The sequence below is a fragment of the Ulvibacterium sp. genome (genome assembly GCF_028285715.1).
Lineage (GTDB): Bacteria > Bacteroidota > Bacteroidia > Flavobacteriales > Flavobacteriaceae > Ulvibacterium.
In genome coordinates this window covers 75,558-100,617 of the sequence record NZ_JANQOO010000020.1, presented here as the reverse complement: position 1 = coordinate 100,617, position 25,060 = coordinate 75,558, and the positions used below count along the sequence as shown (strand labels likewise).

At 41.8% G+C, this 25,060-nt stretch carries 23 protein-coding genes; 5 read left to right on the top strand and 18 right to left on the bottom strand.

The features are described 5' to 3' along the window. Positions 1–8 precede the first annotated feature (8 nt). From Q0993_RS12005 to Q0993_RS11940, 14 genes are all read right to left on the bottom strand, one after another. Positions 9–1,664 carry a SulP family inorganic anion transporter gene (locus Q0993_RS12005; protein WP_299533316.1) on the bottom strand — a complete coding sequence of 552 codons (1,656 nt, stop codon included), beginning with the start codon at positions 1,662–1,664 and terminating at the stop codon, positions 9–11. A 153-nt stretch (positions 1,665–1,817) separates the two neighbouring features. Further along, positions 1,818–2,837 carry a phenylalanine--tRNA ligase subunit alpha gene (pheS, locus tag Q0993_RS12000; RefSeq protein WP_299533315.1) on the bottom strand — a complete coding sequence of 340 codons (1,020 nt, stop codon included), beginning with the start codon at positions 2,835–2,837 and terminating at the stop codon, positions 1,818–1,820. A 107-nt stretch (positions 2,838–2,944) separates the two neighbouring features. After that, positions 2,945–4,810 carry a SulP family inorganic anion transporter gene (locus tag Q0993_RS11995; RefSeq protein ID WP_299533314.1) on the bottom strand — a complete coding sequence of 622 codons (1,866 nt, stop codon included), beginning with the start codon at positions 4,808–4,810 and terminating at the stop codon, positions 2,945–2,947. Positions 4,811–5,013: 203 nt separating this feature from the next. Beyond that, a complete protein-coding gene (locus Q0993_RS11990) occupies positions 5,014–5,832 on the bottom strand; it encodes a universal stress protein (protein WP_299533311.1) in 819 nt (272 codons plus the stop codon). Between the two features lie 5 nt (positions 5,833–5,837). Then, complete coding sequence (locus Q0993_RS11985; protein WP_299533309.1) at positions 5,838–7,430, bottom strand: SulP family inorganic anion transporter; 1,593 nt, start codon at positions 7,428–7,430, stop codon at positions 5,838–5,840. Between the two features lie 78 nt (positions 7,431–7,508). Continuing rightward, on the bottom strand, positions 7,509–7,817 hold the full coding sequence (locus tag Q0993_RS11980; RefSeq protein ID WP_299533307.1) for a hypothetical protein: 309 nt from the start codon (positions 7,815–7,817) through the stop codon (positions 7,509–7,511). Between the two features lie 47 nt (positions 7,818–7,864). Next, positions 7,865–8,623 (bottom strand): tetratricopeptide repeat protein, encoded by a 759-nt coding sequence (locus Q0993_RS11975; protein ID WP_299533305.1) that lies wholly within the window; start codon positions 8,621–8,623, stop codon positions 7,865–7,867. A gap of 5 nt (positions 8,624–8,628) precedes the next feature. Next, the gene (locus tag Q0993_RS11970; protein ID WP_299533303.1) at positions 8,629–10,410 is read right to left on the bottom strand and encodes a BatD family protein; all 1,782 of its coding nucleotides are present in this window, start codon (positions 10,408–10,410) and stop codon (positions 8,629–8,631) included. Further along, on the bottom strand, positions 10,410–11,240 hold the full coding sequence (locus Q0993_RS11965; RefSeq protein ID WP_299533300.1) for a tetratricopeptide repeat protein: 831 nt from the start codon (positions 11,238–11,240) through the stop codon (positions 10,410–10,412). Before Q0993_RS11965 ends, Q0993_RS11970 begins: the two co-directional genes overlap by 1 nt. A 107-nt stretch (positions 11,241–11,347) precedes the next feature. After that, a complete protein-coding gene (locus Q0993_RS11960) occupies positions 11,348–12,391 on the bottom strand; it encodes a VWA domain-containing protein (RefSeq protein ID WP_299534009.1) in 1,044 nt (347 codons plus the stop codon). 54 nt (positions 12,392–12,445) lie between these two features. Next, entirely contained in the window at positions 12,446–13,444 is a 999-nt protein-coding gene (locus Q0993_RS11955) for a VWA domain-containing protein (RefSeq protein ID WP_299533297.1), read from the bottom strand. Next, a complete protein-coding gene (locus Q0993_RS11950; protein WP_299533295.1) occupies positions 13,445–15,109 on the bottom strand; it encodes a BatD family protein in 1,665 nt (554 codons plus the stop codon). Further along, entirely contained in the window at positions 15,109–15,975 is an 867-nt protein-coding gene (locus Q0993_RS11945) for a DUF58 domain-containing protein (RefSeq protein WP_299533293.1), read from the bottom strand. The genes Q0993_RS11950 and Q0993_RS11945 overlap by 1 nt, the downstream gene beginning before the upstream one ends. Positions 15,976–16,069: 94 nt before the next feature. Beyond that, positions 16,070–17,071 carry a MoxR family ATPase gene (locus tag Q0993_RS11940; protein ID WP_299533291.1) on the bottom strand — a complete coding sequence of 334 codons (1,002 nt, stop codon included), beginning with the start codon at positions 17,069–17,071 and terminating at the stop codon, positions 16,070–16,072. Between the two features lie 157 nt (positions 17,072–17,228). Here Q0993_RS11940 and Q0993_RS11935 point away from each other — a divergent pair, with 157 nt between their 5' ends. From Q0993_RS11935 to Q0993_RS11925, 3 genes are read left to right on the top strand one after another with little or no spacing between them, the layout of a single operon-like run. Next, positions 17,229–18,104, top strand: coding sequence for an aldo/keto reductase family oxidoreductase (locus Q0993_RS11935; RefSeq protein WP_299533288.1), 876 nt, complete (start codon positions 17,229–17,231; stop codon positions 18,102–18,104). An 11-nt stretch (positions 18,105–18,115) separates the two neighbouring features. Then, positions 18,116–18,871 (top strand): SDR family NAD(P)-dependent oxidoreductase, encoded by a 756-nt coding sequence (locus Q0993_RS11930; RefSeq protein WP_299533286.1) that lies wholly within the window; start codon positions 18,116–18,118, stop codon positions 18,869–18,871. Between the two features lie 43 nt (positions 18,872–18,914). Then, positions 18,915–20,051, top strand: a complete 1,137-nt coding sequence (locus Q0993_RS11925; protein WP_299533284.1) for an ATP-binding protein — start codon at positions 18,915–18,917, stop codon at positions 20,049–20,051. Positions 20,052–20,065: 14 nt separating this feature from the next. Here the strand turns inward: Q0993_RS11925 and Q0993_RS11920 are convergent, their stop codons facing one another. From Q0993_RS11920 to Q0993_RS11910, 3 genes are all read right to left on the bottom strand, one after another. After that, positions 20,066–20,662, bottom strand: a complete 597-nt coding sequence (locus Q0993_RS11920; RefSeq protein WP_299533282.1) for a hypothetical protein — start codon at positions 20,660–20,662, stop codon at positions 20,066–20,068. Next, complete coding sequence (locus Q0993_RS11915) at positions 20,659–21,165, bottom strand: RNA polymerase sigma factor (protein WP_299533280.1); 507 nt, start codon at positions 21,163–21,165, stop codon at positions 20,659–20,661. Before Q0993_RS11915 ends, Q0993_RS11920 begins: the two co-directional genes overlap by 4 nt. Positions 21,166–21,274: 109 nt before the next feature. Further along, entirely contained in the window at positions 21,275–22,222 is a 948-nt protein-coding gene (locus tag Q0993_RS11910) for a carbohydrate kinase (protein ID WP_367279605.1), read from the bottom strand. A 207-nt stretch (positions 22,223–22,429) separates the two neighbouring features. On the opposite strand from Q0993_RS11910, the gene Q0993_RS11905 reads away from it, so the two are divergent. Both Q0993_RS11905 and Q0993_RS11900 read left to right on the top strand, forming a co-directional pair. Beyond that, entirely contained in the window at positions 22,430–23,164 is a 735-nt protein-coding gene (locus Q0993_RS11905) for a metallophosphoesterase (RefSeq protein ID WP_299533278.1), read from the top strand. A gap of 60 nt (positions 23,165–23,224) precedes the next feature. Further along, complete coding sequence (locus tag Q0993_RS11900; RefSeq protein ID WP_299533276.1) at positions 23,225–24,220, top strand: acyl-ACP desaturase; 996 nt, start codon at positions 23,225–23,227, stop codon at positions 24,218–24,220. A gap of 48 nt (positions 24,221–24,268) precedes the next feature. On the opposite strand, the gene Q0993_RS11895 is transcribed toward Q0993_RS11900, so the two are convergent. Next, a complete protein-coding gene (locus tag Q0993_RS11895; RefSeq protein WP_299533274.1) occupies positions 24,269–24,772 on the bottom strand; it encodes a hypothetical protein in 504 nt (167 codons plus the stop codon). Positions 24,773–25,060: the final 288 nt, after the last annotated feature.

Sequence of the window (25,060 nt, the reverse complement as noted above, 5' to 3'; positions counted from 1 at the left end):
CTTTCGAGTTACGGGCTCAACGTTTTTGTCATCCAATCAAAGCTTTTCCCGACCTTTTCAAATACTTGTTCCTCAGGAACCAAGTCCGGTATAATGTCTATAGAGGTCAATAAATCCTTGGGTTGTTCCTGTAAGCCGGTAATAATGACCTTGACTCCTTTCAAAGTCAAGTCCAAGATGGCATTTTCCATAGCATAGATTCCCGATTGGTCCACATAGGGCACCCTATCCATTCGGATGACCAAAACTTGTATTTCTTCCCCAATGTTCTTTACCTGTTCCTGAAAATGGGAAGTAAATCCAAAGAAAAGAGGTCCATATAGGTGCTTTATATAGATTTTATCCTTGAATTTTTGATAAAACTCGGTTTCATCCTGCCAGGGCTTCTCACCACCAAAACCGGCCAATGTTCCCACCTGCATTCCTTTTTCCCCAATATCACTGGCCCTTTTCATAAATAAAAGCGCTGCCAAGGTAACCCCTATGCCCACCGCCTGTATCAAGCTTCCAAAAGTGGTCCATAGAAGTACGACCAACAGGACCGCGGCATCGGCACGGGGAACTATTTTTAAATGTTTCAGGCCTTTTTTGTCGATAATCTTAAAACCAATGGGAATCAAGATTCCTGCCAAAACGGCGAGAGGAATATAGGCGGCCAATGAGCTTAGTCCCAAAAGAACGGCCAATAAAAATGCCCCATGTAATGCTCCTGACAGTCGGGTACGCCCTCCCGAATTAATATTTACCACTGTCCCTTTTGTGGCCCCGGCTCCGGGAATGCCCCCAATCAATGCCGCGGCCATATTTCCAATACCTTGCCCGATCAATTCACGGTTGCTGTTATGCTTGGTCTTGGTCATATTGTCCGCAATGACCGAAGTAAGTAAAGAGTCTATGGATCCTAGCACGGCAAGCACCATACCATATTCCAACACCATGAAATAAGAACTACTTTCAATATTTAAAAGACCTTCCAGCCGTAGTGATGGGAGTCCGGATGGGATTTCTCCTATAATAGGAACATCCCATTTAATGAAATATGCAAAAATCGATACGGTAATCAACGCTACAAGGGCACTGGGAACGGCCTTGGTCACCTTGGGGAAGAGGTAATAAATAATAACCGTAAGTACACCTAACGCCAGTGCTTGCCAACTGAAATCGGCAAAAAGTCGCGGTAAATCCATAATGACCTTTAGCGTGGATTTTGGGGAATCCAAACCCACGAAAGGAAAGATTTGGAGGATTACTATAATTAATCCAACCCCACTCATAAATCCCGAAATCACGGGATATGGAAAGTATTTGATATATCCGGCAATATTAATAAGGCCAAAAACCACCTGTAAGGCCCCGCCAATTAAAAAACTGAGAATAATTATGCCCATGGCATCCTGTAGACTTCCCGCAATCTCAATGGCATTGGCCACCAAGGCCGCCGAAACCACTGTCATTGGGCCTGTTGGACCACTGGCCTGTGTGGGAGTACCTCCAAAAAGTGCAGCTAAAATTCCTACCCCGATGGCTCCGTAAAGGCCGGCTATGGCACCCAGACCGGATTGGACCCCAAAAGCCAAGGCCAAAGGCAAAGCTACCACACCGGCCACCAGACCGCCCATAATGTCGCCTTTCAAGTATTTGGTATCGTATATTGATGCTATCATTGTAGTAAAGTTAACCGGTTAAAAAATGAAAACGATAAGAAGTATCAAAGAAAATAGACCATACTGCCTCCCATTCCCCACACCCCTTATCGAATACCTCCTCTATGAGAAGGCCGCTGTTTGCGCAAATTAACCATTACCTCGGAAAATGGGTCAAAGGGCACTCTTAAATTGCTCCAAAAACCGGAGATCATTTTCGCTTAACAACCGTATGTCGGAAATTTGATAAAGTAAAAGGGCAATTCTGTCAATTCCCATTCCAAAGGCAAAACCTGAGTATTCCTTGGAATCGATGCCACAGTTGTCCAGCACATTGGGGTCTACCATCCCACATCCCATAATTTCCAACCAACCCGTTCCTTTGGTCATCCTATAATCGGTTTCAGTTTCCAGGCCCCAATAAACGTCTACCTCTGCACTGGGCTCTGTAAATGGGAAATAGGAGGGGCGTAGTCGTATTTTGGACTTCCCGAAGAGTTCTGTGGTAAAGAATTGCAAGGTTTGCTTCAAATCGGCGAAGGACACATCCTTATCGATATATAGGCCTTCCACTTGGTGGAAAAAGCAATGCGATCTGGCCGAGATAGCTTCGTTCCGATATACTCTTCCCGGGGAAATAGTCCGAATGGGAGGTTTGTTGTTTTCCATATAGCGGACCTGTACCGAAGAGGTATGGGTTCGTAAAAGGATATCTGGATCGGTCTGAATGAAGAAGGTGTCCTGCATATCCCGCGCTGGGTGGTATTCCGGTAAGTTCAGTGCCGTAAAATTATGCCAGTCATCTTCGATTTCCGGACCTTCCGAAACATTAAAACCTATTCTTGAAAAAATCTCTATAATTTGATTTTTGACAATGGATATAGGGTGGCGTGTGCCAAGAGGAATGGGCTCCCCCGGCCGTGTAAGGTCACCGTAGATACCTTTTTCCTCATGTTTATTTTCAAGGGCTTCCTTTAAGGCATTAACTTTTTCGGTCGCGGCCTGTTTAAGCGCATTTATGGTTTGCCCAAATTCCTTTTTTTGCTCACCGGGGACATTTTTGAATTCGGCAAAAAAATCGTTCAACAATCCTTTTTTACTCAAATATTTTATTCTAAAAGCTTCAATGGCCTCTTTTGAATCCGCAGTAAACTTTTCGACCTCCGCAATCTGTTCCTTGACTTTATCTATCATTTTTTTGAACTAGAGATGCAAAATTAAGATTTTATGGATAGCAAAAGGGATACGGGATGAATAAAAACCATGCTCTTGGCGAATCGTAATTTAAAATGGACTATGGATTAATAGATGTCTTCTACGTGCTGTTTTATCCAAGTGTTACATTCCTTAAAGCTGTCAAATATTTGTTCTTCCGGGATGAAATCTGGGATTATATCGATACGCTCCATCATATATCTGGGCTGTTGCTGTAAATCCACAAAAAGAACGGTAATCTTATTCTTGTTAAGCTCCTGAAGAACATCTTCCATGGCATAGAGACCGGATTGATCCATATATTGCATTCTGTCCAATCGGATAATCACACAAGATGCCGTATCCGGGATTTGATTGGCCAGTAGTTGAAAATCATTGGTAGAACCAAAAAACAAAGGCCCTTTAATATGTTTTATAAACACTTCCTCTTGAAGGTTTTTGGGAAAACTACTCTCATCGGCCCAAGCTTTCTCTTTTTCCAAGGATTTTATGTCAGAACGTTCTGCGGTAAGATCTCCTATCTTTTTCATGAAAGTAAGGGATGCAATGACCAAGCCTATTCCAACGGCATATACCAGATTCCAAAAGGTAGATAAAACCAGTACCACAAGCATTATGACCACTTCCGAACTTAATTTCAAAGGTCCTATTTTAATATCCTTGGGCAGGTTTGGAATAGCTCTTAAACCTTTGTAATCCATTACAGCAATACCTACGGTGATTAAAATTCCGGCCAAAACCGCTGCCGGAATCTGAGAGGCAATAGGCCCCATGGCCAATAAAACAATTAACAACAACACTGCAGAGACCATCCCGGAAAGTCTAGTCTTTCCACCAGAGTTGATATTTACAACGGTGCGAATTGTGGCCCCGGCCCCCGGAAGCCCCCCAAAAATTGCTGCTATGGAATTTCCTATACCCTGCCCGACCAACTCTTTGTTGGGCTTGTGTTTGGTCTTGGTCATATTGTCCGCGACCACGGAGGTCAATAAAGAGTCTATTGCTCCCAAAAGGGCAAGGGTCAGTGCGGTAAAAATGTACGGACTTATGGCCCCTAATTTAAAACCTGTGAAAATTTCCAAATTTGGAACGGGAAATCCTTCTGGTATCTTTTCTATTGGTCTATAGTCCAAATTAAGTGCATAGGCCACTCCTGAAACCAATAACAAGGCAACCAGGGTACTGGGTATGGCAGTTGTTATACGTTTAAAGCCGTAAATAATGATTATAGTTATCAACGCTAAGGACAACTCTAACCAATTTAGGTTTTTTAGTGCCTTAGGGATTACTTTGATGGCGCCAATAACCCCAGAGGCCTCCTTTGCCGCCAATGTTTTTGCCTCTTCCAAGATAGTTTCTTCGGTCACTTCGCCCGATCGTGCAATGGTTTCCTTGAAATCCTCTAATACCAAAATACCCTCACCGGCTTCTTCTTTTAGTATATTTTCCAAAATCAGTTCCTCGGCCTCAGGTTTAAAAGGGGTTACCCAATCCATATCCTCCCTAGGGTAATACCCTAAGGTGGGAAGTATCTGCGTAAGAATAATGATTACCCCTATGGCCGTCATAAATCCTGATACCACGGGATAGGGGATATACCTAATATACCGGCCTATTCCCAATAATCCCAGCCCGATCTGCATAAGTCCCGCTAGTAGGAATACCGTTAAAATTGCAGGCAACGCTTTTTCTGCACTGCCATCATAAACCGCAATTATATTTGCGATTATGACCATACTTACAGCAGTCATGGGTGCAGTAGGACCCGATATTTGGGTGTTTGTACCTCCAAAAAGAGCAGCAAAAAAACTAATGAAAATGGCTCCGTAGAGCCCGGCACTTGGACCAAGACCTGAACTCACGCCAAAGGCCAGGGCCAAGGGTAGGGCAACTATTCCCGCGGTAATTCCACCAAAAAGGTCGCCTTTAAGATCGATGGATAGTTTTTTCATAAACGCACCTTGCCTTTAGAACGGCCAAGGTAGAATTTTTTTGTAAATAAAAAACCGAAATCCCTTTGCCGACGTGCCTTTACAAATTTTGCTTTTTAGGTCATGACGGTCACCTTTCCATCTCTAACATTATGCATTGCCCTTACGTTTTCCTCCATTTCTTTGAGAACAGGGCCATACTGAGCGTATTTTCAATGGTTATCCTAAGATTGTAATGTGCCGGGTATTAGGAGGGAAACATTCAACTTTCCCATTACCTCCTTAACATCGGAAGCCGTTAAATGTCTTGTTGCCCTGGATTGTTTGTTTATCCGATCCATGCATAACAGGTTAATATTGTTTTTGGAAAGATAAGTGGAAAAGTTCTTAATGATATTATCGCTATACTCAAAAACGTATTCTATTGTTTTTCTACCTTCCGGGAAAGGTTGCTTTTGTGATAACGCTGTATTCTTTACGATTTTAAACGACTTTAAGGGTTTTTGGGCATGTTGCATCAAATCTTCGGCAAACGCCAGATTAGTGGATGGTTTTGGGTTATTCAACATCCCTAAGGTTACTTCTTTATTAGGCTCCAGTTTGTTATTATGGACGGCAATCATTATAGTGCCGCTATAACGATTCAAGATAAAATCCGTAATGCCATCGCCCATAAGGTTAAACGTTTTGGATTTCCTTTTACCTAGTACCACCACATCCGGCATTTGATCTGCTAGATATTCCTCTATTTCACTTTTTACATTGCCAAACGCAAACGAATAGGTGATACCAATATCGTATTCCTCGGAAATAGAGGTGGCCAGATTACGCATTTTTTTGTTAATGGCCTTGTGTTCGCTATTAATAGTTCGCATGGCCGATAATTGATTGTCAATCTTCACAATATCCGTAGGCTTTTTTACAGAGAATATTTCTATTCGGCCATTAATTATTTTGGCAATAGTAACGGCATTCCTTAGTATTGCAGCTGAGGATTTGGATAAATCTGAAAGAACAACAATTTTGTATTGCTTTTTTTGCATGACATTTAATTCAAACTTAAGTTTGATTTTGGTCTCTTTTCAAAAAATGCAATAAAACTGGAAGGGTTTTCTACGGTACCACGTTTTGAGACCAACTTTATGTCAATATTCCGTTCTTTGGCCTTGAATGCAAAATCTTCCAAAATTTCAATGATATCGTTATCCAAATACCTGGTGTTAAGAAGGTTTATTTCTAAATAGGTATCTCTTGGTAGACTGTCCAATTCTTTTAGAATAGCCCCTTTGTTAAAGAATGTCACTTCCTCGGCAAGGGTCATTTTAATCTTGTGCTTTCCGTTACTCTTATCCTCAATATGCAGAAAATGGGAATTTTGATAACTTTTCAACAAAATGACCACGATACCTACACCCAACCCAAGGCCAATTCCAACGAGCAGGTCCGTAAATATGATACCAAAAATGGTGACAAAGAATGGGATGGATTGTTTCCAACCTAGATTGTACATTTTTTTAAACAGGGAAGGCTTTGCTAGTTTGTAACCTACAATGAACAGAATAGCGGCCAACACCGATAATGGAATCATATTAAGCAATCTAGGAATCAGAATTACCGAAATCAATAACAAAAGGCCATGTATTATTGCCGACATTTTTGTTTTTCCTCCGGATTGTATGTTTGCGGAACTTCGTACGATTACTTGTGTAATGGGTAAACCGCCAATCATTCCAGAAAGGATGTTTCCCGTTCCCTGGGCCAACAACTCCCTATTGGTAGGTGTAACCCTTTTGTCAGGATCTAGCCTATCCGTAGCTTCCACACAAAGCAATGTTTCAAGACTGGCGACCAGTGCAATGGTGAATGCGGTTATCCAAATCTCGGTATTTCCAATTTCACCAAAATTCGGGAAGCTAAACTGCGCCAAAAATGATGAGGCATCTTCGGGGACCGGAACACTTACCAAGTGATTCGCAGCTATTCCAAAAATTTCGCTGTCCCTGGTCAAAATGTAGAAAACTATTCCCACTATAACCGCAACAAGGGGGCCCTGTACTAACCGAAAAAATCTGCCTTTTTTCGAAAGGACGCTGTCCCAAAGAATCAAAATAGAAAGACCGATAATGGCGATCAATGTCGCTCCGGGGCTTATATTGTTGAAAGTATCGATAATTTCGGAAAAAGTATTTTTCCCATCCACCTGGAAAAATGCGAAATCGCCCTCCGGATCGGGGTCATATCCAAAAAAGTGTGGAATTTGCTTTAATATTATGATGATTCCGATGCCCGTAAGCATACCTTTAATAACCGAAGATGGAAAATAATAACCTATAACACCTGCCTTCAAAAATCCGAAGACCAATTGAATTACCCCGCCAAGAACCACGGCAAGTAAGAAATTTTCGAAGCTACCCAAAGCACCAATGGCAGTTAATACTATGGCGGCCAGACCAGCTGCCGGACCACTGACACCAATATGGGAACCACTCAACGCCCCCACCACTATACCGCCTATAATACCAGCGATAAGACCGGAAAATAAGGGCGCTCCACTCGCTAATGCAATACCAAGACAAAGAGGTATGGCCACAAAAAATACTACAATACTTGCAGGCAGGTCATTTTTTAAATGATTGAACATGTTTTTAAGAGGTTGTGTCTTCAATTTGTTTTGAAGACTGGTTAGGCAGAAAAACGCAATAGGTTGAAAACAGGAATACTAGCTCTTGCCTTCAGGAGGGGGAAGTAAAATTTCCAAGTTAAAATCGTTATGAACCAAGGACTCATGAATTTTGGTCGTCCATGTTTTGGATTGTACTATCAACGAAAACAGGCCATAGGAATTGTCATTGATAAGATCTTCTTCGGCCTGTACTTTTTTGGCACCTTCTTGTTGCTCTTCCTCATTTATATTAATGACGATTACCTGATCATCACCAGTTAAGGTAACCGCACTTGGCACAAGGACACCGAATAGCCAAACGGAAAGCATTAGTTTACGGGCAATCATCTTCATATTGGAAGCCATTAAAACAAATATAATAGTAATGCTATTGCCAGATTGTTAAGGAAAGTTTAAAAATCCTTGAGCATCTTAATGTCCGTATCCATTAGCCACCCCGTTTTACCGTCTCCTATACGTATCTTTTTCCACTGGTTGAGGGAGTCCAAAACATGAATTTTAGTTCCTTCATGTAAAGTGAAAACTTCTTGACTTCTGTCGTTTGGTTCTGATTTTACGGTCACTTCTTCTGAAAATATGATGGCTGGTCTATCACTTTTGAAATCATTGTGTTGAATAAAGGCAAAAGTCATGGAAATTAGGGCCATGATCAGGGAGATCATACCTGAAATAAAGGCAATACGCTTACGGGACGAATATCTAAAATAGAAAAATGCAATATAGAGGAGTACGAAGAGGATAGTGAAAACCACGGCAGCGATGGCCCATTGATCAAAGGATAAAATCCCCGTTATTCTATTATAAATTTTTGAGAATCCCGTTTCCGGCATTTTATCGATAGCGTCCAAAGTCATATTTTGGGCATAGGCCAGATTATTCCTTATCTCCAGGTCATTGGGCTTTAAAAGCAACGCTTTTTCATAATAATAGATGCTGGGGGCAATTTGATTGATTTTGTAATAGGAATTGCCCAAATTAAAATAAAGTGCGGCAGAGTGTTCCCCATTACCCAAAATTTCCAAATAATAAGTGATGGCAGTTTCGTAATCTCCCTCGTTATAGGCAGATGTGGCCTGCTCAAAGATGGCTTCATTTTGGGCATATGTCCAAAAACCTATCCAAAATAGCACGAAGCCTGCCAATCCCTTCATCCGCGTCATAGTTGTTTGTCCAAATATGAGATTACTTCACTCGCCTTATCATAATCCTGGTGCATTTGCACGTCCGAGAAAGGGCTATAGCGGGCCATTTCACAATTTTTGAGTAGTCCAATAAAGCCGTCTTTGGTAGTTTCGTCAACACTTTTTTGAGCCAATAGCGCCTCTATCTTATCCTTACTAAATTCAGACGTCTCTATTTTGAGCTTAGCCTTTAAATAATGGTGCAGGGCCTTTTCCAAGGCAATATAAAAATCATCTTTGTTCCCTAACTCCTTTTTGGCTTTGGAAAGGTATTTTTTTGCCAATTTGTTTCTTCTTTTAATTCTATTTCCAACAACATCACTGGCGATAGCTTCGCGTTTTTTTCCAAATACGACAGCCGAGGGAATTAACAAAAGGGGCAAAAGTAACCAAAGGTAAAAACGGGTAGACCCAAAAAAGTAGTCCGCGCCAATTGCCTTAAGGTTTGGTTTAAGCTTTATAAAATTGAATTGACTACCTGTAACAACTACACTTTGTTTATTTGTGCCAACGGCGTTGTTGTTTGCTATTGCACTATTGGTCGGACCTTGAATTACATCGATAAGGATTTCATCCGAATCCAATCTTTTGTATTTTTCAGTTTTGGGGTCAAAGTAGCTGAAGGAAATACTTGGTATAGGATATTTGCCCTTAAATGAGGGCACTATGGTATAGTTGTTACTAACTTTTCCTTGCATACCGGACAATGTAGTGCGGACCTTTTCGTCAAATTCGGGCTCGTATACTTCCAATGAACTGGGTAAATCGGGTTCCGGTAACTGGAACAGTTTTAGATTTCCCTTCCCACTGACTTCTACGGTGGCCTGCAAGGATTCAGAAGCGTTTAGTTGGGTCTTACTTGTGGACACCGAAAAATCGAAGCTTCCTACGGCACCGCTAAAGTCGGCAGGTCTTCCCGCAATAGGTAGCTCCTTTGCGGTTATGGTGCGTCTTCCTGCCGAGACAGTCTTATTGGTTTGGGCGTAAATGCGGTCCCCAAAAAAGCCCTTTTTGTTTGTTGGCACCTCCAAGGAGACTTCCAAGGATAGCGGTTCTATCTCTAATTTTCCAGCTTTTTGGGGGTAAAGCACTACCCTTTTGAGTACTACATATCTAAAAGCTTTTCCCTTATAGGTTCCATTTTGTGGTACAGGCCTGGAAACTGGAATATCCTGGCTCCAGAAGTTATTGTACTTTGGATTGTCCAAAGGCCTATAATTGGTAATACCGATGGTAGAACTAAAATATAATTTGTAGACAACGCTTAAAGGCTCATTGAGGTATGGACTTATCTTGGAAACCTCGGCCACCAAAAACAAGCTTTCATCAGCAATATCATCAACGGTCATCTGATCGCTAGGTTTGTCAACCGCAGCGGTTACTTCAACTTGTTTTGGAAGTGACTTATAGATTTTACCACTAATCGTAATGGTTGCTTGTTTTATGGTGACTTTTCCCCGCGCGGTGGGAGCCAGGGTATAGGAATAAGTCTTGGAATAACTCCGCTTTCCATTGATCCAAGAGGAACTTATGGATTGGGATGGCCCCATAAGGACCCTAAAACCTTCAAAATCCGGTGGGTTGAAGTTATCCCCATCCTTGTTCATGGTAAAATCCACACGTAGGCGTTCGTTGATTCCCAATTTTTCCTTACTGAGATTCATCGCAAAGGTAACCGCGTCCTTGTCCTGCCCACGTGACGTAAAGACTACACTTAAAAAAAGTAAAAATGGAATGTATTTGAAGTTTTTGGGCATTACCAATCCTTTTCATTTTTTACCTTGGCACCTTTTACTTTTTCGGCGTCAATTTTTTCCTGTACTTTTTTCTCCTCGTTCTGCATGGCCTCCAACAAGTTTTGTATTTGTTGTTTGCTCAACTGACTGGGGCGTGGTTGTTTTTGTTCCTCGGGTTGATCTCCTTGATTGGGTTGTTTTTTTTGTTCCTCTTTTTGCTCCCCATCACCTTCTTTGTTATCCTCCTTTTTCTCATTACCCTGGTCTCCCTTATCCTCTTTATCTTTTTTTTGCTGATCTTTATTTTCCTCTTTGTTGTCCCCTTCGTCCTTGTTATCCTGATTTTGGTCTTGTTGATCTTTGTTCTCCTCGTTTTGATCGTTCTGCTCCTGCTCTTTTTTCAAAAGTTCTTTGGCCAGGGCTAAATTATAACGGGTCTCTTCGTCTGTAGGTACATTGCGCAAAGCCTCTTTGTAGGCTTCCACGGCTTTTTGGTAGTCCTTACGTTTCATGAACACATTCCCCATATTGTGGTAGGCCCTATGTTTGTCCGGTTTGCTTTCTGCGATTTCACCGGCCTGTTTAAAGCGCCCAAAAGCTTCACTATACGTTTCTTTGTTATAGTATGCATTCCCTAGGTTATAGGGTGCCGCTACATTTTTGCCACTTTTGGAGATGGCTTTTCTATAATCGACTTCGGCTGTAATGAAATTATTTTCGGAAAGCTCTTTATTGGCTTCCCAAGTGAGGTTTTTGGATTCGGTCAAGGCACTTTCATCAATTTGCTTGTCCTCTTGGGCAATAGAAAATACCCCCAAAATCAAGAATGGATATACGAGAATGTTTTTCATAATAACTCTTGTATTCACTTTCATTAAATAAAAGAAAACAGAAAAAAGAACATAGAACCTATGATTTAGAAAACTTTAATAGTACCGCTAAACCATTTTTGTCTTGCCTATTCCTTATGCTCATTGAACAAATCTAATTTTTTAAGCCATCTTGTTTTTCTATCCAAAACAAAGATGTCCAAAAATAAAAATAACAATCCGGCACCTAAAAACCATTGAAATTGGTCCTTGAACTCTGCAAACTGTTTTGCCTCGAATTCGGTCTTGTCCATTTGGTTCAATTGTTCCCTAATAAATTCCACGGCTTCCTCAGTATTGGAGCCATTAATATATTCACCGTTACCCTCATCCGAAATCTCTTCCAAAATCTCTTCGTTTAACTTGGTGATGACCACCTCTCCCTGAGCGTCTTTTTTTAGACTTTCCACAACCCCATTTCGTTTAAGGGGTATAGGGGCTCCCTTACTTCTGCCTACCCCGATCGTAAAAATACGGATGCCCTCTTCAACCGCTTCCTCAACGGCTTCCAAAGTAGAATTTTCGGAATGGTCTTCTCCATCGGAAATAATGAACAGCACCCTGTTGGTCTGTTCATCATCATTGTAATAAGTGGTAGCAAGCTCTATGGCTTCATTAATGGCGGTTCCTTGGGAGGTAAGCATATCCGTATTCATACTTTGCAGGAACATTTTTGCAGCACCGTAGTCCGTGGTAATGGGCAATTGCGGAAAGGCCTGCCCTGCGTAGGCTATGATGCCTATCCGATCACTTGCCAATTGGTTTATGATCTCGGATACCAATCGCTTGGATTTTTCCAACCGATTTGGGGCAATATCTTCGGCCAACATACTTTTGGATACATCCACGGCAAAAACAATATCCACCCCTTCCCGTTTTACGGTCTCTAATTTTGAACCAATTTTAGGGTTCACCAACCCCAAAGCCAAAAAGGCGATACCTAAGGTAAACAGCAATAATTTTAAGTAAGACTTAAAATCTGACTTGTCCGGCGTCAATCGTTTTAACAAGGACAGATCCGCAAATTTTTTCTGGGTTCTTTTTTTCCAGAATTGCAGCATAAGGAAAAGCACGATCATCACCGGAATGATGAACAGGAGATAAAAGTATATTTTTTCGTCTAGCTGAATCATTTTAAGTTCTCCGCTTAAGGACATTGGGTCGTTTAAGCCTAAGATGTCCTGCAATTAAATAAAACTTCTAAAAAGAGTATTTCGTAGAATCCATTCCATTACAAGTAAAGCCCCTGCCAAAAGGACCCACGGCCTAAATTTTTCTTCATACCTATAATACTTGAACTCTTCTATTTCGGTTTTTTCCAACTTATTTATTTCATCATAAATGGCCTCTAGCTTTTCATTGTCGGTGGCCCTAAAATACTTTCCTCCGGTGGTCTCGGCAATATTCTTCAGCAAATCCTCATCGATTTCCACCTGACGCATACCATATCGATATGAACCATCCGAATTATAGGAGATAGGAGACAGGGCATTGCCATTGGTTCCCAAACCTATGGTGTATGCCTTTATACCAAATTCAATGGCAAGTTCGGCAGCCGTCTGGGGCTCGATAAATCCGGAATTGTTCACTCCGTCCGTTAGCAGTATAATGACTTTACTTATGGCCTTGCTTTCCTTTAACCGGTTAACTGCGGTGGCCAGACCCATTCCAATGGCCGTACCATCATTCAATTGTCCATAGGTAATTTCACGTAAAGCACTAAGAACTATGGATTTATCACTGGTTATAGGAGTCTTGGTATATCCTTCTCCCGCATAGGCCACCAGTCCTATACGGTCATTGGGGCGCTCCCGAATAAAATCCGCGGCTACTTCCTTGAGGGCAGAAAGCCGATTGGGTTTTAAATCCCTGGCGAGCATACTAGAAGAAACATCAATGGCCATAACGATGTCTATCCCTTTTGTTGTCTTGGTTCGTGTAGATACTTCCTCGGTTTGGGGACGTGCCATGGCAATTATGACGGCGGCCAGAGCAAGTAAACGAAGGGCAAAGAGTAACGGTTTCAATTTTGTGAGTAGGCTATTTACCGTAAAACCTTTGGTGCTCGAAATTTTGAGCGAAGCCACTTGTTCCTTTCGCCTAAAAAAGTACCATAGAAGGGCCAATGGAAGCAAAAGTAGCAACCAAAAAAACTCAGGATTCGCAAAAGACACATTGTCCAACATTTATACCTCTGTTTTTACTTCCAGTGTTTTTAGCACCCTATCCACAATTTCTTGGGCATAGATGTCGTCATCCAGCCAAGTTAGGAGAATCTGCTGTTGAAAACCTTTCCCTCCAAAACTTAGGATTACATATTCGCCTTTTACCAGTTCTTTGGATTCCGGAACCTTGAACTTCCCACTTCCGTAGGTCTTGATTCCCTTAACTCCACTAATAGTTGTGAACTCCTCTTGTTTGGTGATTATATTTTTTGCGCCATTTCGTTCAAAGTTTTGGATCAGCTGCTCAATGGTCTGCTCAAACTCTGGTTCAGCAGGTTGCGTAAAAGTGGTAGAAGTGGCAGCTACGGTAAATAGTGCATCCTCATCCCGATAGGCAAAGGTTTGTAATTCTTTTACTTTGTCCTTGGCCTCCGGTGGGATTTTAGTTTTTTGACGGACCAAAACCCTTGGGGCTTCCAAATTTATTGGAGGGTACCCATATGAACTGGATATCCATTCACCTTCCAAAAGTCTTTTTGAAGGATGTCCGGTAATTGTATCCCAGACATATTTTGGACCATAATAGGCGGACAACGAAGCCATGGAAATCAATAGTGCCCCCAAAGCTATACTACCCGTCAAAATCCATTTTTTATGATACGCCTTACGGGCAAGTTCTTCTTGATATTCCGCTTGTTCCATAAGCTCTTCCTCTGTAGGTTCAGGTAGTGCTTCATGGGTCTTAATGACAATTTGCTCAATGGATTTCCTATCTTGTTCGGCTACCGATGTAGGAGGTTTGGAGCGCGCAAATTTGACCAGATCGGCTGTCTGGAGTATTTTTTTGAAATGTCCCAAGGTCTCATTATCGATTTTCAGCTCCCCGGCATCCTTTAACATTTCCAACTTTGAAATGAGCTCGTCCGTTGTACTTTCCAGGGCGCTCACATGAACGTCCTCTTCCAAATAAGATCTTACAATGTTAGTCAATTCCGAGTAGTATTGTTTGTATTCGTCCTGGATCAGATATTTTGAATTTTCCAAGCGTTTTAACTCCAAAAGCGCCCTATCGTAAGGAGGTAATAAGGCTTCTTTCTCGGCTTCGGTCAAGGGCTTTTTTCGAAATACAAACCAATAAATAAGCCCGCTGATTATGGCTAGTATCAGGAGTACGATTAGAAGTATTTTCCAGAATCGGGCATTACTTTTTTCAACGACCATCAATTCTTTGATATCGTACATTTTCTGGGCTATGGTATCCACAGGAATTGTAGCGACTTCAATGCGAAGGGAATCCGTGAAATAACCTTTGCCGTCAATCTCTATGCGTTGGGCCGGAAGTTTGTAGGAACCCGAATCGAATTGGGTGAGGGCATAGGTCTTTTGTAGGGTAAATCGATTTTTTTTTCGGGTGGTGTCGGTCATAAAGGCCTCTACCGTCTCCAAGGGCGAGAAGGTCTGTCCTTCGGGAAAAATTACCTGGGCCGTGGTATCGGCTTCTACCATTACCATAAATCGAATCTGTTCCCCGATTTTAATTGAAGTGGTATCCACTGTAGAAGTGATCTTCGGGTCGGTCTGGGAAAGACCGTTAAAGGAGAAAGTAAAAACAAACCACAGAAAGAGGCATCGCAACAGATGCGATGTATGATTCCTCAGTTGTGATTTTTCATTTTTCATTGCCATTATCCCCTACGTTTGAAGTAGCCCAATAGTTTCTTTACATAGCTTTCGTCCACCCGACAACTTAGAATACCGCAACCTGATTTAGTAAAGGTCTCCTCAAAATACGTCACCCGTTCTTTGTGATAGGCTCCATACGCCGCCCGTACTTTTTTGGATTGGGTATTGATCAAGGTTACGGCACCTGTTTCCGCATCCTGCATTTGTACTACTCCCAAATTTGGAATATGTGCCTCGCGTTCATCGTAGACACGAATACCGGTTACATCATGTTTGTTGCCCGTAATCTTTAAGGTCCTTTCATAATCGTCCGCCATAAAATCCGATAATACAAATACAATGGCTTTTTTCTTTAGTACGTTAGAGAGGTATTTCAAGGCCTCGGCAATATTGGTCCGATTGCTGACGGGTTTAAATTCCAAGAGTTCCCTTATAATCCGGAGCACGTGGCTTTTTCCTTTTTTAGGAGGAATAAAGAGTTCTACTTCATCGGAAAAGAGTATCAAGCCCACTTTATCATTGTTCTGAAGGGCCGAAAAGGCTAAAGTTGCCGAAATCTCCGTAATAATTCCCTTTTTGAACTGATTGGTAGTTCCAAACAGTTCTGATCCACTTACATCTACCATGAGCATCATGGTCAATTCCCGCTCCTCCTCAAATACCTTTACAAAGGGTTCATTGTATCTTGCAGTTACGTTCCAATCGATACTCCGAACATCGTCACCAAATTGATATTGCCGTACTTCACTAAAAGTCATACCACGGCCTTTAAAGGTAGAGTGGTACTCCCCACCAAAGATGTGATCGGAGAGACGACGGGTCTTTATCTCTATCTTGCGAACCTTTTTAAGTAATTCCTTGGTATCCATTTCTCCAGTTAGCAATGATAAGTGGCAGAAAGCAGTTGCTATCAGGGAAGTCTTGAAAAATACTACCAACTACAACTGCGAGCTGTCCGCTGGTTTAGGGGACTTCGATCTCGTTTACGATCTTATTGATGATTTCCTCGGAAGTGATATTCTCGGCCTCGGCCTCGTAGGTAATACCGATACGATGTCGCAAAACATCATGTACCACGGCCCGTACGTCCTCAGGAACTACATATCCCCTACGCTTTATAAAGGCGAAACATTTGGCGGCGTTGCCCAGATTGATACTTCCCCTTGGTGAAGCCCCGAAGCTGATCAACGGTTTTAGGTTTTCCAAACCATACTTTTCGGGATATCGGGTAGCGAATACAAGATCTAGGATATATTTTTCGATTTTTTCGTCCATGTAGACCTCACGTACCGCTTTTTGAGCGCTTAGGATTTGTTTTAAGGTCACTACAGAGTTTACGGCATCGTAGGCTCCTGCCAGATTTTGACGCATTATCAATTGTTCCTCGTTCATTTTTGGATAATCGATTACGGTCTTTAGCATAAAACGGTCCACTTGCGCTTCGGGCAACGGATAGGTACCCTCCTGTTCAACAGGGTTTTGTGTGGCCATCACCAAAAAAGGTTTGTCCAGCACAAATGTCTCATCGCCGATGGTAACCTGCTTTTCCTGCATCGCTTCCAACAGTGCCGATTGTACTTTGGCCGGAGCACGGTTTATTTCATCCGCTAGCACAAAATTTGCAAAAATAGGCCCTTTTTTAATCGAGAAGTCATTCTCCTTAATATTGTATATCAAGGTTCCCACAACATCCGCGGGTAAAAGATCGGGAGTAAATTGTATACGGCTAAAACTTCCCTTCACAGCTTTGGCCAAAGTATTTATGGCCAAAGTCTTTGCCAGTCCGGGAACGCCTTCCAAAAGAATATGGCCCTGTCCCAAAAGTCCGATAAGCAATCGTTCTACCATATGTTTTTGGCCAACGATTACCTTGTTCATTTCTAACAGCAGTAGGTCAATAAAGGCACTTTCCTGGGCAATTTTCTCATTCACAGCGCCGATATCTACGGTAGCATTTTCTTCCATAAAGCTTTATTAGTAATTGTTTATCAATAGGTTGGTTTTAAAGCATGGCGCAAATTGAAAATTTATTTATTCATTGCCTGTTAACGATTGGTTAAAAATTACGGAAACCCCCAAGTTTTATAAAGTATTTAGGGATTTCTTTTTAATTTCAATGCTTATGAAAAATACGATCGAGTATTCCCGTATTATAGCCGGAGCCATGACCTGGGGCCAGTGGGGAAAACAGCTTTCAAAAAAGGGAATGGCCAATTTAATGAACCATTGTCTGGAACTGGGAATAACTACCTTTGATCATGCGGATATTTACGGAGGATATACCAATGAAACGGATTTTGGGGAAGGCTTTTCAAGCAGTGGGATTCCACGAGAAAAGATACAACTTATCACCAAATCTGGCATCCAATATGTTTGTGAGGCAAGAAGGAACCGCATAAAACATTATGACTATTCCTCGGAATATATCATATGGTCTGCAGAACAATCCTTAAGGAATCTACAAACGGATTACGTGGACCTTTTTTTACTACATCGGCCTAGCCCATTGATGCGGCCGGACGAGATAGCGGAGGCCATTGGAAAACTTAAAAAAGAAGGCAAAATCAGGGAATTTGGTGTATCGAACTTCACACCTTCTCAAATCGCCATTTTGGAGACCAGGGTTCCGGTTTCGACAAATCAAGTCGAATTTTCACTGACTTCCGAAGGTGTAATGTACGATGGCACCTTGGATGATTGTTTGATTCATACAAGGACGGCCATGTCATGGAGTCCACTTGGAAGTTATTTTAAAGAGGCAAACGAACAAACGGAACGTATAAAAAAGGCCATGACCTCAATGCAAAAGAAATATGATGCCACACCGGATCAATTATTATTGGCTTGGATAATGAACCATCCTGTTCATATACATCCCGTAGTGGGTACAACAACAAAATCCAGATTGGAAGCTGCCATTAAGGCCAAGGAAATACAACTGGATTTAGAAGATTGGTTTATACTTTTGGAAGCAAGTCAAGGACATAAGGTACCTTAATAATTTATAGTATGGTTAAAACAGCATTGATAACAGGCGCCACAAGTGGTATTGGAAAAGCTACGGCAGAACTTTTTGCAGAAAAAGGATTTCGTCTTATCCTGTGTGGAAGACGTACAGAACGATTGCAGAAACTAAAGGAGGAATTAGGTGGCGACACACAAATACATATCCTAAGTTTTGATGTAAGGGATAGAAAGGCTGTTTTCGATGCTATAGGGTCCATACCAAGCGATTTTTCAAAAATCGATATTCTAATCAATAATGCGGGGAATGCCTATGGTCTGGATCCCATAGATAAGGGAAACATGGACGATTGGGATGCTATGCTAGACATTAATGTCAAGGGATTGCTTTATGTATCCAAAGCGGTTATACCACAAATGGTTGAAAGAAAATCAGGCCATATCATAAATATTGGATCTATTGCCGGAAAGGAAGTATATCCCAAGGGGAATGTGTATTGTGCCAGCAAATATGCAGTGGACGCTTTAAATCAGAGTATGCGAATCGACTTAAATCCCTATGGAATACGGGTAGGTGCGGTAAATCCGGGAGCGGCGGAAACGGAGTTTAGCAATGTACGTTTTAAGGGAGACGATGAAAGGGCCGATAATGTGTATAAGGGGTTTGAGCCCCTGAACCCTATGGATATCGCCGAGACCATACTTTTTCTAGTCACCAGACCGCCCCATGTAAACATCGCGGATCTTGTGGTTACCCCAACGGCACAGGCTTCTGCCACTATTTGGAATAAAAGTTTGTAAGTCAATATATGTCCTTACAATACGATAGCTTCAATATGGGAAAATGATCAACAAACGTCTTCTTGTAAAAAACCTTCTCGCCCATAATGACGAGAACAGTTTTTATGACAAAAAGCGTGTTATCGATATTGGTCAAAGAGAAGGCAAGGCCAAGTTTTTAAAGCATGTTTGTGCTCTGGCCAATAGTAACCCCAAGAATAATTCCTTTATCGTCATTGGGGTAGAAGATGAGGATAACAAAATTATTGGGGTCGATTTTTTTGATGATAGTAAGATTCAAAACTTGGTTAATGCCTATTTGGATAACCCGCCTCTAATTTCCTATGAAAACATTCCCTTTCCACACTTGCCCGAAGACAAAGTGGTGGGATTGGTAACAATCAAATCCAACGGCAAGGTGTGTGCACTTCGCCGGAATATTTGGAAATACTATGGTGGAGCGGTTTTTTTTAGGGAAGGAAGCATAAGCCTTCCCAAAGCCTTTGATATTGAGCTGAAGAATATCAATTCCGCTGCCGTGGCCACTATAGAACAGCACGCCCGGAATAATATTGAGCTTACTTTGGACGGGGTCATTGATTTTATAAATTACAGGCATAAAGACCTTGAAAGTGACTATAAGGTTTTTAAGGAACAGTTTGTGGTTTGCTGGGCCGGGAAGAAAAAAAAAGTGCGAAACAAAACATACTATTCCAGGGTGGACATTGAGTTGATCAACGAACAAGTAAAGTTGTTCTACTCCATTTTCGATGAGGTTACGCTCACTTATGACGAAAGTTCATTTACCACGATGGAGTACGTACAACTGGGGCTAGGTACAAAACAAACATACTACCCCTTGGAGAAAGTGGTCATCAACTTTGAGGAAAATGGCACCTACCAAATTCAAAGCGACCTTGTTTTTGAACCGCCCCAGTATGATAAAAAGACACTATTCCATATCTATAACACCAATAATGCGCTACTTCAGAAAATAGAAAGGAACAGTACCTTAAAACCATCCGAGGAAATCGATTTAAAACATCTGCCGGACACCTATTTGATCTGTTACCTAAATGGATTTGAAGAGGCCAAGGAAAGAATGGAGGCCGCCCGACCCTTACTAAAAAAACAAGATGGAAGGATTTATCGTTCCCTTAAGGAGTCCCTGCGGATTTTGAGAAAAGTGAGGTATAGCTAATCCAAAAAAATGAGTTAATCTTCCCCCATTACCTGAATAAGTTTATCAATTTTTGAAAGCCTTGGATTATATACGGTTCTAATGATCCATTTAAAATAGAAATGAATAATGATTGCTAAAATCAGGAATATACCAATATGTACTGCAAATCTTTGAAATCCCATAGCATTCCCCAAGTAAAACCCTAGGGCAAAGAGGATACATCCAGTTATGGGCGGCAATATGTACCAGTATAACGCGGAACCCGTTAATTTTTTGTTTTGCCCTAAATAGCTTTTCCATTGATTTAGGTAGTCCAGATAGGTTTGGTCTTGCTCTTGGGGTTTATCCCGTTTTATCCTTCTCAAAAGGGACATATACCAGATACTCCAGGCAACAATCCAAAGGGAGCCAATTTTTGAAAGGAGGTGAGGTACCCAATAAATAGAATACAAAAACACCGGTACAATGATGATGACCGCTATTTGCTCTACCAAGATGCCGTACTTCGCAAGTCGACTAAGACTGAGCAAACTTGATTGCAAATCCAGTATCAACCTGGATTTTTCAAATTTTACCTGCTCCACTTTTGGGGAGGACTGCCAGATTTTTATCAATTCATCTTCCATCACGACATTTCGTTTATGCAGTTCAACAATTTGGTCTTGATCCGTTTTATCTTAACGGCCACGGTATTCTCCCTGAGACCAGTTATGACCGAAATCTGTTTATAAGGAAGCTCTTCCAAATACAGGGTAATCACCGCCTTGTCCGCATCGTTCAGCGTTTTGATACAGCTCCTGAGCTTCATCAACTTTGCATCCATACCATTGTCCCTACTTTCGTTTTGGAGGCTGATTACGCGAATACTGTCCAGCCGTAGCATCTTCCTTTGCTTTTTGATTTCCTTGGATCGAATACGAAGACAAACATTAAGGGTAATCCTGTACATCCATGTCCCTATTGAAGCGTTTCCTTTAAAAGAGGGCATAGCCCTCCAAACATTTATCAGTACCTCTTGAAACAGATCCTGGGTATCATCGTCATCCCTGGCATAGACGGAACAGATGCGCAACAGCTTCTGTTGGTGCTCTTCCAACGCATTCAAAAAGATGTCTTTAAGGTCTTTGTCCATAGGTGTGACCGGTCTCCAATACATTAGTTACCGGTCCCTTAAAAATATGACAAGCCAAAGCCATTACCTGAAAAAAAATAGGAGATAGCAGTGAAGTAGAGGTCCGGTTCTAGCCAAAAACCTCCTTGTAGCTTGGTAATGAAGGAATGGCCCCGAAGCCAGTAGTAGTAATTGCTCCGGCCACATTCGCCTTTTCAATCATTTTTGTCAGGATTTCAAAATCATCCAAAACCCTTGAAGGGTTGTCTAAAGCGGAGATTTGGTATAAAAGACAGCCAATAAATGCATCACCGGCCCCTGTCGTATCCAATGGGCTTACGGGAATACTGGGGATAGTTTTCCGCATACCTTTGGTACTTAAGAGGGTGCCCTCACCTCCTAGGGTTATCGTAATGATTTGGGTGCCGACGTCGTGTAGAAAATCGCAACAAGCTTCCAAATCTTCTTTTCCGGACAGCAATTGGGCCTCTTCCAGGCTAAATTTACATAATTGCGATTTTTCTATGAAAGGCATACACTTTTTTACGAAGGTTTCTTCTGCATCTCGCCATAGATCTGCACGATAATTAGGATCAAAACTGATAAAGGAGTCCTGAGTAAGTGCGTCAAAAAAATAACGGCCATATGCCTCTTCAAGACCACCTCCAAGTAAGGCTGTTGCGGCTCCGAGATGGACCATATTCCCTTTGAAATTTCTTTTCGCCGAAGAGTCGTATTTCAGTTTTTTATCGGCCCCACGACTAAAAACAAAGTCGCGTTCCCCATCTTTTGCCAAGGAAACAAAGGCTAGTGTGGTGAAAGTTTTGCAACGTTGTGCCAAGGAAACATCTACATTATTCTCCTTGAGCACCTGTAGTAAAAATGTTCCAAAGGGATCTAAGCCCACACTGCCGATAAACTTGCTTTTTCCGCCCAATTTGGAGATGGCACAAGCCACATTTGCGGGTGCCCCCCCAGGTTTTTTGGTAAAGGTATTTGCTTTGGAAAGATCATTTCCCTGAGCTTCTGCCACAAAGTCTATTAAGAGCTCCCCGATACAGTATATGGATTTCATCATGGATTACTTGGAAGACCCAAGGTAATCACAAACGATCGCTTGGCCCAAAATTTTTATGGGATTTTCAAATTAAATGATAAATCATTGGTTTTCTTTTCCAGTGCCCTTTGGTATTTGGAAAATGCCGAAACCGTATTCATTCTTGCAAATTTTCTTTTTGGTGCTTTTTATCCTTGTCATCATGGCCATTATTGCGATTTTTGCACAATGAATAGAAAAAGAACTTTGGTCATCGGTGACATACACTCAGGATTAAAGGCTCTGCAGCAGGTATTGGAGAGAGCGGTGGTAACCCCTGAGGATAGATTGATTTTTTTGGGAGACTATGTGGACGGATGGAGTACCGCCGTGGAAACCGTGAATTTTTTGATAAAGCTTTCAAAGACCCACGATTGCGTTTTTTTAAGGGGCAACCATGACGAACTTTGTTATGATTGGCTTGTGGGCGGGGAAGATAACCCTCTTTGGCTGCAACACGGGGGAAGTGCCACTATGGAATCATATCAAAAAACGGACACCGAAACCAAAAATGTTCATATGCTATTCTATCAGGATTTAAGGAATTACCATCTGGACGAAAAAAACAGATTGTTTTTGCATGCAGGTTTCACAAATTTAAGGGGTATTGCATATGAATATTTCAAACAGACCTTTTATTGGGACCGTACCTTATGGGAATTGGCAAAATCTTTAAATCCTAAGCTAACAAGGGATGACTCGACCTATCCCAAACGATTGACGCACTACAGTGAGATATACATCGGCCATACCCCTATCTCTAAAGTCAAGGCGGTTGAGCCGCAAAAGGCCGCCATTGTCTGGAATATTGATACGGGAGCGGCATTTAAGGGCCCACTTACGGCCTTGGATGTAGATACCAAGAGATTTTGGCAAAGCGATCCCGTGTATGAATTATACCCAAATGAAAACGGACGCAATTGAAAATCCCTCTTAAACCGCCTAGTTCCGTATTTTATAACGATCTTTACAAAAAAATAGAATATGCCCGAGAAGAATATTAGATTGGAGGTAATGCAGGCCATTGAGCCGCAAGTTGAGGGATTTATGGACTCTTTTTTGATCCCTATAGAGGAGATATGGCAACCTTCGGACTTCTTACCCGATTCCCAAAGCGAAAGTTTTTCCGATGATATTGAACAGGTACGTGAAGAATCCAAGGAATTGGGGTATGATTTTTGGGTGACCATGGTAGCCGATACCATAACAGAAGAAGCGTTGCCCACGTATGAATCCTGGCTAATGGATGTTGAAGGCATAAATCAACACGTTGAAGGAGGAAGCGGCTGGTCTAAATGGGTACGGGCATGGACCGCTGAGGAAAACCGTCATGGGGACGTTTTGAACAAATACCTATATCTCTCGGGTAGGGTAAATATGCGCGAGGTGGAGATTACGACACAACATTTGATCAATGACGGGTTTGATATTGGTACGGACCGAGATCCCTACAAGAATTTTGTGTATACTACCTTTCAAGAATTGGCCACCAATATTTCCCATAAGAGAGTGGGGCAACTGGCCAAGAAAAAAGGCAATGCGCTATTGGGAAAGATGTGTACCATCATTGCCGGGGATGAAATGCGACACCATTTGGCCTACCGCGAGTTTGTAAAGACCATTTTCGGGGAGGACCCCAGTGGAATGATGTTGGCCTTTACAGATATGATGAAGAAGAAAATAGTAATGCCGGCCCATTTTTTAAGGGAATCGGGAGGGGTGATAGGTGAAGCTTTTGAAAATTTTTCGAACTGTGCCCAACGCATGGGTGTATACACCGCATTGGATTACATAGAAATTCTTAAAAAATTGAATACATATTGGGAAATTGGTGCTATTCGAGGACTTTCCGATGATGCCCAACGAGCCCGGGACTATCTCATGAAGTTACCTGAAAGATTACAGCGTATTCAGGAGCGTATGAAATTTCCAGAGGATCAATACCGATTTAAGTGGGTAGAGGCCAATGGAACACTTTAAAAAAAATCCCGCTTAAAGCGGGATTTTTTATGCTCTTCTTGGAAGAGACTATAGCTTTCCATGGTCGTGTTCTTCCTGCCACTTAAAAAGCTCCTTCCACTTGCCTTCGTAGGCCATCTTCGCCTGCATGGGCCAAGAAGCAGGGTCATGGACCTTATAGCGTTCGCCACCCGTTTCAAGAATTTCCTTGCAACGGGCCACTGCTGTTTCGGATAGATCCTTCCAAGTCTTTATCCCGGCGTCTTGGAACATTTGTTGTATTTTGGGGCCAATACCCTCTACTACTTTAAGGTCGTCCTGTTTGATCGTCTTTCCAAAAGCGGCCTTTGCCTTCGCCGCATCAAAGGGAATCAGTGCGGGCATGGTCGCTTCCTTTAATTTGTTGTTGCAATCGTTTAGTTCGGCCTGTAATTTTGCATTGCTTCCCTGCAAAGTTTGGATTTCCTTTGAATTATCCTTTCCTTTTCCAATGAGATAACCAAAATAAGCACATAATATTCCCACTAGTAGAGGAATCAAGAAGCACCAGATGTTCATAGTTGAAAAATCCATTTTCTTAGTAGTTTATAGTTAATGACTTAATTTAAGGTCATTACCGCCTTACAACTTTACCTCTCCTTAAATAATCTCAGCGGTTATCGGGGGATGACAAAATATTTTGGTTGTGGTACTTATTTCTATCCTTTTTAAGCTTTCGATTAAAATACAGGACTGCATTCGCTACAGAGCATCATAAAATACCAAATACCGGCTAGAATGGTGATAATGATTCCAAGCAGGTTTGTAATTCTACGTGTCACGGTCGGTATTCATTTAAGTGTTTGGACTACAATGTATTAA

Coding starts and splice junctions, on each gene's coding strand:
- Q0993_RS11945 (WP_299533293.1), bottom strand. CDS start 15,975: ATGGATACCAAGGAATTACTTAAAAAGGTTCGCAAGATAGAGATAAAG.
- Q0993_RS11915 (WP_299533280.1), bottom strand. CDS start 21,165: ATGGACAAAGACCTTAAAGACATCTTTTTGAATGCGTTGGAAGAGCAC.
- Q0993_RS11950 (WP_299533295.1), bottom strand. CDS start 15,109: ATGGCAATGAAAAATGAAAAATCACAACTGAGGAATCATACATCGCAT.
- Q0993_RS11960 (WP_299534009.1), bottom strand. CDS start 12,391: ATGATTCAGCTAGACGAAAAAATATACTTTTATCTCCTGTTCATCATT.
- Q0993_RS11935 (WP_299533288.1), top strand. CDS start 17,229: ATGAAAAATACGATCGAGTATTCCCGTATTATAGCCGGAGCCATGACC.
- Q0993_RS11980 (WP_299533307.1), bottom strand. CDS start 7,817: ATGGCTTCCAATATGAAGATGATTGCCCGTAAACTAATGCTTTCCGTT.
- Q0993_RS11925 (WP_299533284.1), top strand. CDS start 18,915: ATGATCAACAAACGTCTTCTTGTAAAAAACCTTCTCGCCCATAATGAC.
- Q0993_RS11990 (WP_299533311.1), bottom strand. CDS start 5,832: ATGCAAAAAAAGCAATACAAAATTGTTGTTCTTTCAGATTTATCCAAA.
- Q0993_RS11905 (WP_299533278.1), top strand. CDS start 22,430: ATGAATAGAAAAAGAACTTTGGTCATCGGTGACATACACTCAGGATTA.
- Q0993_RS11910 (WP_367279605.1), bottom strand. CDS start 22,222: ATGATGAAATCCATATACTGTATCGGGGAGCTCTTAATAGACTTTGTG.
- Q0993_RS11900 (WP_299533276.1), top strand. CDS start 23,225: ATGCCCGAGAAGAATATTAGATTGGAGGTAATGCAGGCCATTGAGCCG.
- Q0993_RS11970 (WP_299533303.1), bottom strand. CDS start 10,410: ATGCCCAAAAACTTCAAATACATTCCATTTTTACTTTTTTTAAGTGTA.
- Q0993_RS12005 (WP_299533316.1), bottom strand. CDS start 1,664: ATGATAGCATCAATATACGATACCAAATACTTGAAAGGCGACATTATG.
- Q0993_RS11995 (WP_299533314.1), bottom strand. CDS start 4,810: ATGAAAAAACTATCCATCGATCTTAAAGGCGACCTTTTTGGTGGAATT.
- Q0993_RS11975 (WP_299533305.1), bottom strand. CDS start 8,623: ATGAAGGGATTGGCAGGCTTCGTGCTATTTTGGATAGGTTTTTGGACA.
- Q0993_RS11965 (WP_299533300.1), bottom strand. CDS start 11,240: ATGAAAAACATTCTCGTATATCCATTCTTGATTTTGGGGGTATTTTCT.
- Q0993_RS11930 (WP_299533286.1), top strand. CDS start 18,116: ATGGTTAAAACAGCATTGATAACAGGCGCCACAAGTGGTATTGGAAAA.
- Q0993_RS11940 (WP_299533291.1), bottom strand. CDS start 17,071: ATGGAAGAAAATGCTACCGTAGATATCGGCGCTGTGAATGAGAAAATT.
- Q0993_RS11985 (WP_299533309.1), bottom strand. CDS start 7,430: ATGTTCAATCATTTAAAAAATGACCTGCCTGCAAGTATTGTAGTATTT.
- Q0993_RS11895 (WP_299533274.1), bottom strand. CDS start 24,772: ATGGATTTTTCAACTATGAACATCTGGTGCTTCTTGATTCCTCTACTA.
- pheS (WP_299533315.1), bottom strand. CDS start 2,837: ATGATAGATAAAGTCAAGGAACAGATTGCGGAGGTCGAAAAGTTTACT.
- Q0993_RS11955 (WP_299533297.1), bottom strand. CDS start 13,444: ATGTTGGACAATGTGTCTTTTGCGAATCCTGAGTTTTTTTGGTTGCTA.